The organism is Methylobacterium sp. AMS5, from assembly GCF_001542815.1.
Lineage (GTDB): Bacteria > Pseudomonadota > Alphaproteobacteria > Rhizobiales > Beijerinckiaceae > Methylobacterium.
In genome coordinates, this window is the sequence record NZ_CP006993.1 from 1 (window position 1) to 12022 (window position 12022).

16 protein-coding genes and 2 tRNA genes are annotated in these 12022 nt (G+C 63.9%); 3 read left to right on the plus strand and 15 right to left on the minus strand.

Going from position 1 to position 12022, the window contains the following annotated elements; translation table 11 throughout:
• Positions 1–904: 904 nt before the first annotated feature.
• From Y590_RS27495 to Y590_RS24215, 3 genes are all read left to right on the plus strand, one after another.
• Entirely contained in the window at positions 905–1051 is a 147-nt protein-coding gene (locus Y590_RS27495) for a ribbon-helix-helix domain-containing protein (RefSeq protein WP_286161904.1), read from the plus strand.
• 121 nt (positions 1052–1172) lie between these two features.
• A complete protein-coding gene (gene repC, locus Y590_RS24210; RefSeq protein WP_286161905.1) occupies positions 1173–2360 on the plus strand; it encodes a plasmid replication protein RepC in 1188 nt (395 codons plus the stop codon).
• The gene (locus Y590_RS24215) at positions 2357–2587 is read left to right on the plus strand and encodes a hypothetical protein (RefSeq protein WP_060772446.1); all 231 of its coding nucleotides are present in this window, start codon (positions 2357–2359) and stop codon (positions 2585–2587) included. Before repC ends, Y590_RS24215 begins: the two co-directional genes overlap by 4 nt.
• Before the next feature lie 2 nt (positions 2588–2589).
• Here the strand turns inward: Y590_RS24215 and Y590_RS24220 are convergent.
• The 15 genes from Y590_RS24220 to Y590_RS24285 all read right to left on the minus strand — a co-directional run bounded on the left by Y590_RS24220 (position 2590) and on the right by Y590_RS24285 (position 11841).
• Positions 2590–2664: transfer RNA gene (locus Y590_RS24220), tRNA-Met, on the minus strand.
• 7 nt (positions 2665–2671) lie between these two features.
• A tRNA-Ile gene (locus Y590_RS24225) sits at positions 2672–2746 on the minus strand.
• 151 nt (positions 2747–2897) lie between these two features.
• Positions 2898–3080, minus strand: coding sequence for a hypothetical protein (locus tag Y590_RS24230; protein WP_060772447.1), 183 nt, complete (start codon positions 3078–3080; stop codon positions 2898–2900).
• Entirely contained in the window at positions 3081–3230 is a 150-nt protein-coding gene (locus Y590_RS27120; protein ID WP_201026805.1) for a hypothetical protein, read from the minus strand.
• On the minus strand, positions 3227–4627 hold the full coding sequence (locus Y590_RS24235; RefSeq protein WP_060772448.1) for an ATP-dependent DNA ligase: 1401 nt from the start codon (positions 4625–4627) through the stop codon (positions 3227–3229). Before Y590_RS24235 ends, Y590_RS27120 begins: the two co-directional genes overlap by 4 nt.
• A 129-nt stretch (positions 4628–4756) precedes the next feature.
• Positions 4757–5491, minus strand: a complete 735-nt coding sequence (locus Y590_RS24240; RefSeq protein WP_060772449.1) for a hypothetical protein — start codon at positions 5489–5491, stop codon at positions 4757–4759.
• The gene (locus Y590_RS24245; RefSeq protein ID WP_060772450.1) at positions 5491–5769 is read right to left on the minus strand and encodes a hypothetical protein; all 279 of its coding nucleotides are present in this window, start codon (positions 5767–5769) and stop codon (positions 5491–5493) included. The genes Y590_RS24240 and Y590_RS24245 overlap by 1 nt, the downstream gene beginning before the upstream one ends.
• Positions 5766–6278 carry a WGR domain-containing protein gene (locus Y590_RS24250; protein WP_060772451.1) on the minus strand — a complete coding sequence of 171 codons (513 nt, stop codon included), beginning with the start codon at positions 6276–6278 and terminating at the stop codon, positions 5766–5768. Before Y590_RS24250 ends, Y590_RS24245 begins: the two co-directional genes overlap by 4 nt.
• Before the next feature lie 86 nt (positions 6279–6364).
• Positions 6365–7510 carry a hypothetical protein gene (locus tag Y590_RS24255; RefSeq protein WP_060772452.1) on the minus strand — a complete coding sequence of 382 codons (1146 nt, stop codon included), beginning with the start codon at positions 7508–7510 and terminating at the stop codon, positions 6365–6367.
• Entirely contained in the window at positions 7507–7788 is a 282-nt protein-coding gene (locus Y590_RS24260) for a hypothetical protein (RefSeq protein WP_060772453.1), read from the minus strand. Before Y590_RS24260 ends, Y590_RS24255 begins: the two co-directional genes overlap by 4 nt.
• Positions 7788–9158 carry a DnaB-like helicase C-terminal domain-containing protein gene (locus Y590_RS24265; protein ID WP_060772454.1) on the minus strand — a complete coding sequence of 457 codons (1371 nt, stop codon included), beginning with the start codon at positions 9156–9158 and terminating at the stop codon, positions 7788–7790. The genes Y590_RS24260 and Y590_RS24265 overlap by 1 nt, the downstream gene beginning before the upstream one ends.
• A gap of 4 nt (positions 9159–9162) precedes the next feature.
• Positions 9163–9444, minus strand: coding sequence for a hypothetical protein (locus tag Y590_RS24270; protein ID WP_060772455.1), 282 nt, complete (start codon positions 9442–9444; stop codon positions 9163–9165).
• A 63-nt stretch (positions 9445–9507) separates the two neighbouring features.
• Positions 9508–10215, minus strand: coding sequence for a hypothetical protein (locus Y590_RS24275; RefSeq protein WP_060772456.1), 708 nt, complete (start codon positions 10213–10215; stop codon positions 9508–9510).
• Positions 10215–11009, minus strand: coding sequence for a GIY-YIG nuclease family protein (locus Y590_RS24280; RefSeq protein ID WP_083530997.1), 795 nt, complete (start codon positions 11007–11009; stop codon positions 10215–10217). The genes Y590_RS24275 and Y590_RS24280 overlap by 1 nt, the downstream gene beginning before the upstream one ends.
• Positions 10993–11841 (minus strand): PhoH family protein, encoded by an 849-nt coding sequence (locus Y590_RS24285; RefSeq protein ID WP_083530998.1) that lies wholly within the window; start codon positions 11839–11841, stop codon positions 10993–10995. Before Y590_RS24285 ends, Y590_RS24280 begins: the two co-directional genes overlap by 17 nt.
• Positions 11842–12022: the final 181 nt, after the last annotated feature.

Here is a 12022-nt window from a genome sequence, read left to right on the forward strand (position 1 = left end):
TCAATGGTGACTTGTTATAAAAAAAATTCCCTTCATCCGGAAACGAGTGCGTGGGCGCCACAGCACGATTCGGATTTGAGCCATAAACACAACGACTTGCTAACCCGACTGTGTTCGCATTGAACCCCATTGCAACGCTTGCGCATACCGCGCAGGAGCCGTTGTGACGCAGTAGGAGAGGTTGTATTGCTCGCCGGGAGCCAAATTAGGATGGCGAGAGCGGCCCTGAGATGGTCTTTGGCAAAACTTGCGATTGAGTCCGGCATATCTGAAAAGACCATTCGTAGATGCGAGGCTCACGATGGTCGTCCACCCGCGACGGATGAAACGCTCGCCACGCTACGCGCCTGCTTCGAGCGGAACGGTGTGATCTTCTTGTGCCCACCCGAGACGTTGGGCCCGGGCGCCTTCATTAACTGGGATCTAACGACCAAGGGTCGGCGCACCTGACAACGCTAGTTCAGGATTTGGATCCTATCAGCGTCGAGATCTGGTATTATGGAACCAAAATGCGGGCCGCTTGCGGCCCATTTTGCGTTGTGGCACCGTTACTTAGTGGGAAACGGGCTCAGGTTCCATAATCAAACTTATGCGAACAAGATCGCGGATATGACAAAGGCCCGCGCCGGGGTCTCCGAGGCGAGCCTTCCAAGGGTCGAGAGCACAGATAGGCCTGTGAATCCGGGCTGTCCACACGGAACCGCTCTCGCGTCACTCGTAGCCTGGCGCCCCTTAACGAACTCCTATTGCCCCGCTCATCCGAATCGGCCCACATGGGCTGTCACGTAGGATGAATCGGATGGGCGATTCTCGGATGAAATCGGCAGAGGAACGTCTCCAGGAGCTCACGGCCGGTGATCGTCGTCGGCAAGCGCGTCGCCGCGAGGCGCTGCGCGAGAAAGGCATGAAGACGCAAAGCGTCTGGCTCATGCCCGAGGTCCGGGCTCTGCTCGACCAGGAGATCGAGGCGGGGCGGTTCAAGAACCGCTCCGAGGCGATCAACCACGCCCTGACGACGCTCTACGGCGGCAAGGAGAGATCAATGTCGTAGCGGCAAAGCAAAAGGCCCCGAAGCTGGGGAGCTTCGAGGCCTTGGACCTTCATCGCCGGGTGGGCACCCGGATCTGAAAGCGATTCGCACCTCTTTCTAGCTCCCGCCCTCCCGACCGTCAATGACACCCATCTCGGGTGAACGGTCCCGCTTTGCCTTCTTCGGGAGGGTGAAAGTGGAGAGGGTTCATTCCGGCGGACGGCCGCTTACGCGCGCCGCTCTCGCCGGCCGGAGACGTGCGCTCGATGAGGGCCGCGCGATCTCCAGACGCGAGCTTGCGGGACATGCCCGCGACGCTGCCAAGTCACTGCGCCTGCGCCCTGCCCTACGCCAGGTGCTCGAAGCGCTGACCGCGGTCTGGGGCGAGCAGCCCTGGAGCCGTCTCCTGGTCTGGCCGTCGAACGATCGGCTCTGTGAGAAGACCGGGCTGTCCGAGCGGGCGCTTCGCTATGCACTGCGCGATCTTGTGGCCCTGGAGCTGATCGCGCCGAAGGACTCGGCCAACGGTAAGCGCTATGCGATCCGGGCTCCGGACGGCACGGTCGTCGACGCCTACGGGTTCGATCTGACGCCGCTCGTCGCGCGCGCCGGAGAATGGGCCGAGCGGCTGCGTCTCTTGACAGCCGAGGTTGAGCGCAGACGGCGTTCGTTCGATCTCCTGACCGTGTGTCGCCGCGCCGTCGCCGAAGCGCTCCACGGGCTCGCTACGCATCACCCCGAAATTTCCATCTCCGATCTGGTCGCGGCGCGCGAGGCGTTGGAAAAATCCTCCCCGAAGCGGTCGCGGGCCTCGGAAGACCCAAGCCTGGTGATCGATGGGTGGAGTGAGCTGCGAGAGATGGCCGAGGAACGCTTCTATCAAGCCGGCTGTGCCGGCAATTCCTGCGGCCACATAGAAACAGACAACGAGCCTCCTAGTGACCCTTGTAGCAAGGTCTCTTCGAGGGGTGATGCGGGCGGGACCGTGCTCCATCCCGGTCTCGTCGCTGCCGCCTGCCCTGTCGCCGGCGAATTCGGGTTCGAGATTCTGACGGAGCCCGATCTGATCGACGCCGGCCGCTCGATGCGCGGCTCGATTGGCGCTCACCCGAGCGCCTGGTCCGAGGCCTGCGAGGCCCTGGGTCCGCTTCACGCCGCGGCGCTCGTGGTCATGGTCGCCCAGCTGCACGACGACGAGGCATCGGGTCGGCGCAAGTCCGAGATTCGCAATCCGGGCGGCTACTTCCGGCATCTCGTGCGTTTGTGTGCCGAGGGTCGCTACAGCGTGGCCGCCGAACTCATGACTATGCGTCGAAGGAGAATGACGTGACGGACAAGGAACGCCTGGACGCCCAAGAACGCGCCATTCAGATGATCGCCTACTACACCAACAACGCGGACTCTGGATTCAAAGTCTACGTTCTGGAGCGCATTCAGTCGTGGGGCGATACCACAGATCGAAATGACAACACGAGCGAAGAGGAAAAGGCCAACCATCGCAAGTTCCACGAGGAAATTTTGCGGCTTCTACTGCCTGGAAAGCAGACTGTCGGGTGAATTGGTCGCGGTGACAGGATTTGAACCTGTGACCTGGGCCTTATGAGGGCCACGCTCTACCACTGAGCTACACCGCAGTGAGAGTGGTCGTCAGGGGATGATTTGAACATCCGACCCCAGTCTTATCAGGACTGTGCTCTACCCCTGAGCTACCCGACGAAGCCTCTCATAAAAAGGGCGGCCCACGTCATTCGGGGCCGCCCAGATGCACACACAGAGGTAACACGACGAAGCGTCTGTCTCACCGAGAGAGAATCTAGGCGTGCCCCTTTAGTAAGTCAACGCTGACTGACGTTCTCGGGCGAGAAAATCAGCTGGTGCCGGCCCGAATTGCCTTGAGCGCTTCGATGAACAGCCACACCGTCCGAAGCCCGAACAGGGTCGCGATCGAGGCCAGGATCAGCCCGCCGGCGATGTCGACCTTCGACGCGATGCGGGCCGAGAGCCAATAAAGCCAGCACACGAAGAACGCGCCGTAGAAAACCGTTTCCATTCAACCCTCCGGGTCCATCTGCCGAACCACCCAGAACCAGTAGCCCAGGCGGGTGCGGTCGTTTGCGACGTCTTCCTTCCAGTCCGAGACCGGGTAGGACGGGTGAGCGCCGAGGGCGCCGTAGCAGGCGACGAGCTCGTGGATGGTCATGCGGCGATCCTCAGCTGCTCGTCCTTGTCATCCCGGAACCGCACGAAGCGGGGATGCCGCAGCGAGCCGTCGGGCGTGACCTCGTGATACTCGACTTCCATCAGGCGCCACGGGTCGACGAACAGGGTGCGGGTCTTGTTCTTGACCTGCGTCGGCGCCTGGCTCGGGAGCGTGCGCACGAAGGCGTCCATCTCCTCCATCAGAGCCTGCGTCATGCCGCCGACCGACACATGCACGCCCTCGAAATCCACGATGAAGGTCGCGAACTTGCCCTCGTTACGGGTGCCGGGCTCGCCCGTCTGCCAGCCGACGATGCGCAGGTCGGCCGTCTCCTGGGCCTTCATCTTCATCCAGAGGAAGCCCTTCTTCTTGACGTAGGAGGCGTCGAGCGGCTTCACCATCGCGCCTTCGAGCCCGGCCGCGCGGTGCCGGTTGTAGACGTCGTAGATCTCCTCGACCTTGTGACACATCTCCATCGGCGTCATCTGGATCGGGGCGCCGGCCCGCGCCTTCTTGACGATCCACTGGGCGAAGCCGCGCCGGAGCTTGAACGGGATCTTGATTTCGGGTGTGTCGCTGGCGAGCATCTTGTCCACGGGCAGCGCGTCGAAGACGTTGATGAGGGCGTCGGTTGCCTCCTCGCTCTTGCGCTTCACGTCGCCGCTCGTCTTGTTGAACGAGCCCGTCGTGACCTCGCTGTCGATCGCGCAGGACGGGCCCGCATCGCCGCCCAGGAAGCGGTAGTAGACCTCGGAGATCTTCGACACGTCCTTGTCGCGCTTGGCCTCCTGCCAGGCGTCGGTGACGATCTGCACCATCAGCTCGCCCAGGTGATCGAGGGCGGGGAAGTGGTTGCCGACGCGCGAGAAGAACTTGGCCGTCCCGTCCTTGACGATGCACATGGCGCGCAAGCCATCGAGCTTGGGCTCGACCGCGATCGGCCACGCCTTGACCCGCTTCTCCTCGAACGGCTTGGAGAGCATCACGTCGAAGGTCGGCACGGTGCCGGGCAGGACCGTGTTGATGGTCTTCTCGGTGATGCCGCAGCGCAGGTCCTTCCGGAGGATGCGCCACAGGAGAGCCGCGCTCTCGGCGTCGAGCGCCTTGAACATCGCCTCGACCGCAGCCTTGGCCGCGTTGCCGGTCAACTGGCGCGTCGCCAGATTGTGCAGCATCTGCCAGGGCTGGCCGCTCGAATCCGAGAACGACGCCGGGCCGGCGACCGCGGGCGGCTCGGGCGGGGTCAGGCCAAATGTGATGAAGGGGTCGTAGGCGTGCCGGACGACCCGCTGCACGAGCGGGTCCTCGATCTGGGCGCGCAGGAGATCCTCCTTCGCGGTGCGGGAAGATGTGCTGCCGATCTGGATCAGCAGCTTGAGGACGTCGCGGGAGTTCACGATTGGTTCCTTAGATGAGGATGAAAGCGATAAAGAGGAGCCAGCCCCAGCCGTCGTGACCGGTCAGCATGACGATGGCAGCCAGGACGAGGCAGATGAGGACCAGGAACGAGCGATCCGCGCGGCTCATCACGCGGCCTTCTGCGCAGCCATCAGGCGAGCGCGTTCGAGGAGGGAGAGACCCTTGGGCGCGTCGGCCGCGGGAGCGGGCGCCGGCTTCGGGGCGGACTTGAACTTCGGAGCCTCGACCTTCGCCGGCTCGGGCTTGGGTTCGGGCGCGATCGGCGGGCCCGACGGGCGGACGTCGGAGAGATCGAGCATGACGGGCTTGCCGACGGCCGCCTTGGTGATCGCCGCGCTCATGTCGCCCGACAGGGCGGCCTGGGTGACATCATCGCTCTCAGCAGCGGGCGCCGCGCGCGGGACGCTGCGCTCCTCGGCCTTCACGCGCCCGAGCGACACGGCCGGCGCCTTCTTCGCGCGCTTGGCGCCCGACGACGTGGTGTCGTTGGCAGCCACGATCGCATCGAGCTCCACGCCGGAGACGCCGAGCTCGTTGATGTGGCGCTCCTGGACGACGATCGGCGCGATGGCGTCGAGGATGCCGGGCTTGAGCGAGAGCACCTTCGGCTCGCCGGCATGGTAGTGATCCTCGCCGGTGCGCTGGATCTCGCGGTTGATCCAGTAGACCGGGCACTTGGACGACCGCATGCAGGCTTGGCAGCCGCGTCGCTCCTCCTGCACCTGGCCGCGGGCGAGCTGCTGCTCCAGCGTGAAGCAGTCGGCGATCTTGGTCTCGGCGTTGAAGATCGGGCAGACGATCTTCGCCTCGTTCTTGGGCGAGTAGGACTTGATGAGGGTCATCAGAACATTCCCCAGGTTTCGTTCTCGCCGATTTTCTCCTGTAGAGCAGCCTGTTCGGCTTCCTCTTGAGCGAGAACGGCGGATCGGTTGCGAAGGAGGGTGACGATCTGCTGCGCGGGCTCGCGCAGGCAGGTGGTGACTTCGGCCTTTGCCAAACGAGAGGCGAAGGCGAACTCGGCGAAGGGCACCTTGGCCGGCGTTCTACCGGCAGCCTTGAGAACCTGATTTGCCTCGCCGATCGCGACGTAGGCGCCGATGATCGCGCGGGCGGCGCTCACCAGGAGCCCCAGAGTTCATTCTCGGCGACCTTCTCCTCGACCGTCGGCTCGGGCTCCACATACTTGTGCTTGGGCTGGTAGCCCTTGTGGACGATCCCACCGTTCCCATCGGGCTCCCAGGTCGGGAGATCGGGGTCCTTCATGCCGTCGGTGGGGATGTTGGGCACGAGGAAGACCAGATCGGACTTCATCTCGAACCAGTAGAGAGTGCCGACGGCCTTCTTGAACTCGGCCTCGTCGTTGCACTGGACGAGGTTGTCCTTGGACCGATCGTGGACGTAGCCGCCCTTCTGCTTGTCGCGATTCTTGGATTCGAGCGCGGCCGTCGCTTCCTTGATCGTGCCGAAGCGCTTGATCTCCATCTGACCCTTGGCGCCACGCTTGCCCCAACGGTTGATGACGACCGAACGACCTTCGTTCGTGCAGATCAGGACCTGGTGGTAGTCCTTCTCATGCGTCCGATGCTGCATCGTCAGCTTGCGGACCGCGATCGGATAGACCGGGATCATGCTCTCCTCGCTCGTGTGTGTGCTGTGTCGTGAGTTCAGTTATAGCGACGACTGATCGGCAGTTCAGTCAGTGCTGACTGGCGTCGTCAGGCAGCGAGCTGGGTGCGCTCTGCCTGAGCGTTCTGGCGCCGCTGGAGCGCGTAGGGGTTCCGCAGGCGCCACTGGACCGCGAGCTGCGCGGAATAGGGCGTCGCGGCGTAGACGGCCTTCCGGACGGTCTCGCCGGGGACCTCGTTGGGGTCCTTGTCGAGCGGCAGGAGCGCGATCTTCACCCGCAGCCCGATCTTGCGGAGCTGCTCGGCCGCGGCGAGCGCCGCTGCCAGGGCGTCGGGCGTTCCGTCCCAGACGATGATGACCTCTTCCAGCCCGTGCGATTTCAGCACGAGGAAGGCGCCGAGCTGGTCGTTACCCTCGGCGTCGCCGGTGGACAGGTGCTTGCCGAAGGAGCCGATCGGCACGATGTCGCGCAGCGCCGGGTCCTCGTCGAGGGCGAGCTTGAGCCCGTAGACGTCGAAGGCGCCCTCGCCCATCGCGACGCGCTTGGCCCGGATCGCGTTCTGCCCGTTGTAGAGGAAGCGACCGGTGCCCGGCAGGCCCTTGGGGAACAGGTATTTGTCGTCCTTGGTGCCGGTGATGTCGCGGCCCTGGAACGTCACGAGGTTCCCGTCGAGGTCGAACACGGGGATGATGACCCGCTCGTCGAACTTCTGGCCGCCCTGCTTGCCGTCGTCGCGGGTGTAGTTCCACCAGCCCATGTCGCAGTAGCGCAGGTGGAAGTAGCCGGCGAGCTCGCCCGTGATGCCGCGATCCTCCAGGTAGCGGAGATTCTGGCCCTCGGGCGTCGGCAGCGCGAAGCTCGTCGGCAGCTTCACGGTCTCGACGTTGACCGCGGCCGTCGTCTTGCGCTTGGGGCGCCAGCCCTGGTCGGCCAGGTGCTGCTTCACATGCCGGAAGGTCTCGCCCCACTTCGACGCCTCGGGGTCGCCGTGCAGGTAGGTGTGAATGAACGAGAGCTTGCGGAACTTCGTGTTGCACACGAAGCAGTTGCCGACGCCCGTGTCCGCGTTCAGGTAGACGCGGTAGCGGGAATCGCCGCAGGTCGAGACCGGGCATTCCTGGGCGTTGATCTGCATGCCCGATCGGCCGCGTCCCATCTTGTAGGACACGCCCTCGGAATCGAACCACTGCTCTAGGTCGAGCTCCTCGGAGAGCTCCGCGAAATTGTCGCTCATCGCGCGTATCCCGCGGCGAGCGCCTCGATGCTCTCGAAGCGGTTCTCCATGCGCTCGATCTTGGCCTCGGCGATCTCCAGGGCGACCTGTCGCTTGCGCTGGAGCTCCTGATATTCGGCGAGATCGCGCGCGGTCGCCTCGCGCCAAACGAGCCCGCGTGAGCCCTGCGCATCCAAGGGCTCGTCGTGCTCGACCATGAGCACGACTACGGACCGCGACCGGAACAGCCAGCCGATGCGCGCCTGACGGTTCTCGAAGCTATAGCGTCCAGTCTTCATCAGAACCCCACCTTGACGACCGCCTTGATGAACTTCATCCGCGAGCGGTCCTGCTTGATCCGAATAACAAGTCCTTCTTCACCGTTACGATGAGCGACGAACTCGATGCGAGCCTCGTTGACTGACTTCTCATCAGTCGTTGCAGAGATTGCGATAACAACGTCGGCAATACGAATTTTATTGTAGTCTTCCGCCACGTCCGTTGCTTTTACGGACGTAGACTTCGCGCCGTCGCGATTGGTCTGCGTCGCGGTCAGCATCGCAGCGTTCTCCTCGAACGCGATGGCGCGCAGGTCGAGCCAGATGTTCTTGGAGTTCTCGATCGGGCTGTCCGAGCGGTGCTCGGGAGCCATGATGTCGGCATAGTCCACGACGATCAGGTCGAAGATGATGCCCTGGGCGCGGTAGCGCTCCAGCACGCGCCGGATCTGGGACGGCTTCAGGGTGCCCGAGGGATACTCGTGGACCTTGAAGTGGCCGGACTTGGCGTGCGCCGCCTTGATGAGGCCCTCGACCTTGAACGGGTCGTCGTTCAGGCCCTTCATCAGGGTGTCGGAGATGTTGGCGTCGAGACGATCCGCGATGATCTGCGCGCGGACCTCAAGCGTGAAGTAGATCACGTTGAAGCCGGCGAAGCTGGCGTATTTGCCGAACTCCGCGATCGACATCGACTTGCCGCCCTTCGCGGGCGCCATCATCGCGGCCAGTTCCTTGCGGCCCCATCCACCGTGGTAGAGGAGCTTGTCGAGCTCCGGGATGCCGGTGGTGATGCCGTCCTTCTTGATCGTGCCGGTCTTGACCGCGACGCGATGCTTGGTGCGGTTCTCGATCTCGGCCCAGTAGTCGTAGGCGCCGCTGTCCTCGTTGGCGCCGACGAGCTTCGCCAGCTCGATGCGCTTGGCCGCCTTGTCGTAGTCCCCGTTCTGGACGTCGAGCGCGGCCTGCAGGATCGCGTCTTCGAGCGCCCGGTGACGCGCGAAGGTCGCGACCTCATCGACCACGTAGTCGCGGTCGGAGATGTCGGTCGTCAGGAGTTCCTTGATCCGCTCCTTGACGTCATCGACCATATCCTTGCGGATCTGCTTCTTGGCGATGGCGTTCTTGGTCAGCGAGATCAGCGTGACCCGATCCGGAGCCTTCTTGTAGGTCCGGTAATACTCGTTCGCGAGCTGGACGAGCCGGGCCGTTGCTTCCTCGGTGAAGAAGGACGGCTGGATCAGACCATCGGTGCGGCCGGCAAACATCGTGTCGCGCACGGCGAGCGCGGCGATCTTCGTCTGGAAGTCGAGGTCGAATTCGTAGGTGGGCTTGCCCGACGCGACCGCAGTCGCGCCGTCTTCCGCCTCATCGGGATCGACGTGCGCGGTCACGAGATCAGGCCTCCTCGCTCAGGATGTAGCCGCAGACGTCGTGCTTGAAATAAGTCACTGATGACTGACTTCCGGCGACAATCGAACGCACCTTGATCGTGAACTGATCCGCCTCCTCAAGGGTGCCCGACGTGCGCAGGCCGTCGACGTGGACGAGCGTGATCTCCTTGCCGCGATGCGCCTTCAGCTCGTGCTGATGGTTCCAGGACGGCGGCTTCACGGTGAGCTTCGGGCGCTGGCCGGGGCTGCGCTGCTCGAAGGCGACAGGACGCGAGGGCTGCTTCATGGGTGCCACTGGTGTGCTCTCTGATTGCTGACTGTGATTATAGCGAGACGCGCGCGGCGCTTCTCAGTGGAGATCGTCGACCCGCTGCATGACCTCTGGGTCGATGCGGCCGCGGGCCTTGGCCTCGGGCAGGAGCTGCTCGTCGTGGATCATCGCGTAGATCAGCCGGGCGGGGTTCGAGCGAAGCCCGATCTGCTCGAAGATCCACTCGTGATGCGCGTCCTGGATCGGCGAGCCCGCATAGGCCTCGTTCTTGAAGCGCGCGTCCTTGGCGACGTAGAGGATGCCCTTCTGACGGTCGCCCCAGGTCTCGGAGACGGCCGTCAGAAGGTCGAAGTTGTAGAGATGGGTCGGCCGGGGCAGGTAGTCCTTCTTGCACTTGCGCAGCGACCAATGCATCGCGATGGCGATGAACAGGTCGTAGGGCATGCCCAGGCCGTCCGCGAACTGCCGGGCCTTCCACAGACCCATGCGGTCGGAGTTCTTCACGCTCATGTCGAAGGGGTCTTGAGCCTTGATCCCCTTCACATATTCGCCGCGGGCCGAATCCATCGTCTCGCGGAAGACGCGCTTGTAGACATTGCGGTAGTGGTCCGCGAACAGGTAGGTGGCGTGGACGGGGTTCATGAAGCGGTAGTCGAACCACTTCGAGTTCATCAGCCAGCGCTCGGGCTCGATCGCCTTGGTGCCCAGCGCCAGCATGATGTCGTGGCACTTGTCGAGCGGCGTATCGAGCCCGAAGATCTCCTCACCTACCTGTTCCGCACTCATCACCTAGCCTTGAGAAAGCGCTCGACGCCCTCCCGAGCCCCGGCGTCGTTATCGTTGACGCTCTCGTTATAGCGCTCTGCGCTCGGCGTTTCGTTCAGACGAGCGGTCCAACCTTTGTGATGGGACCGCTTGCCCTTCGAGACCGCGACCATGTGGCCCTGCTGGAGCCCATGATCGGCGCAGAAAGCCCGCAAGTTCGTCACAGAGCGCTCCAGGCCGTCCGGATCGGTCACGAGGTAGGTCTTTGCCGTCCGCGCGCCGATTGCCGTCTGGTGAGCGTCTGTGCGAGCCAGCGCGCCCTTCCTGATCCGCTCGATGACCTCTGCCGGCCGCGAACGCCCTACCAGAGCCTCGCGACGCCGCTGCTTCTCCTCGTCGGTCTGCTCACGGCCCACGGCAGCGGAGCGCTGCGCGTCGCGACAGGCCTCGGAAGGCACCCTCCCCTTCGCGATCTCCCGCATCTTGGCGCGCGAAGCCTCGGAGTGCCGGACGCCCAGATTCGAGCGAGCGTCGCGGCGCCGGTTGTAGAGGCCCTTGTGCCAGTAGCGGTCGATCCACTCCTGCTCGACCTCGATCAGGCGATCGGGATCGGCGAGCTCCAGGATGAAGAAGCCGAAGGCCTCGGGCCCGTGCTTCGTCCATGCTCGCTGGAGATAGGAGTTCTGGTGCGCGCCGCGAGCCAGATAGGCTCGATGCACGCTCCAGCGACGAGTGATGTGGACGGCACTGCCAATATAGTGCCGTCCAGATGCAAGATGAATGATGGCGTAAACGCCACTAAGCCGCTGCGTCAACCTTCAGGACCCTCATGAGGCCCGAATCGTAGCTCGCCTGATCGTCGTTGTCGGCAGAAATTCCTTCGTCCTCGGGAGTTTCATACGCGGATACGACCATCTGAGCGAAGCCCGAGCGCACGATGTCCTCGCGCTTGAACCGCATCACGCCGACGCCGGGCTTGCCGGAGAGCTTGTCGAGGGCATCCGCGAGACCCGAGGGGCCGGGAATGTCCTTCTGCCGCAGGTCGCCGTTGACGACGACGCGGCAGTCCTGGCCGATGCGGGTCAGGAACAGCTTCATCTGGCCGGGCGTGGTGTTCTGCGCCTCGTCGAGCAGCACGTCGGCATGCTTGAAGGTCGAACCGCGCAGCAGCGCCAGCGGCCGGGCCTCGATCGTGCCGTTCTTGATGAGATACTCGACGTGACCCTTGCCCAGGACGTCCTCGAACGCCTCGCGCACGGGCCGGAAGTAGGGCTCGAACTTCTCGTCCAGCTCGCCCGGCAGAAAGCCGAGGGATTCGCCGGCCTCGACCGCGGGGCGGGTGATGATAACCTGCTGGATCTCACCGTCGCGCAGGCGCTCGGCCATGCGGGCGGCAGCGAACCAGGTCTTGCCCGTTCCTGCGGGCCCCAGGGCGATCGTGAGCGTGTTCTCGTGCATCAGAGCGTCGAACTCCCGCTGCGCAGCGTTCAGGGGCGCTACGGGCGTCTGACGGGGCTTCTGGGGCACACGGGGACGCTGCGTTTCGAGCTCCTGGGTGAGACGAAGCAGTGACCCGTGGTTCCCGCGCTTGGCGTGCTTCTGCTGGCGACGGGCGTTACGGGCGATGGCCTTCTCGGCGCTGGTCATGATGGTCCTCGCTCTGGGGACGTGTTGTGCAAAGTCAGTAAGCACTGACTGACTGCGGGGCGCAAGTGTGTTTCTGATGCGCGAAAGGCCGCCCTGGGCAGGAGCGGCCTTCGAGAGACACGTCAGATGTCGGTTGCAGCCCCGGATGGGCCGCGAGCAGATGCCTGGTTCACTGTCGAGG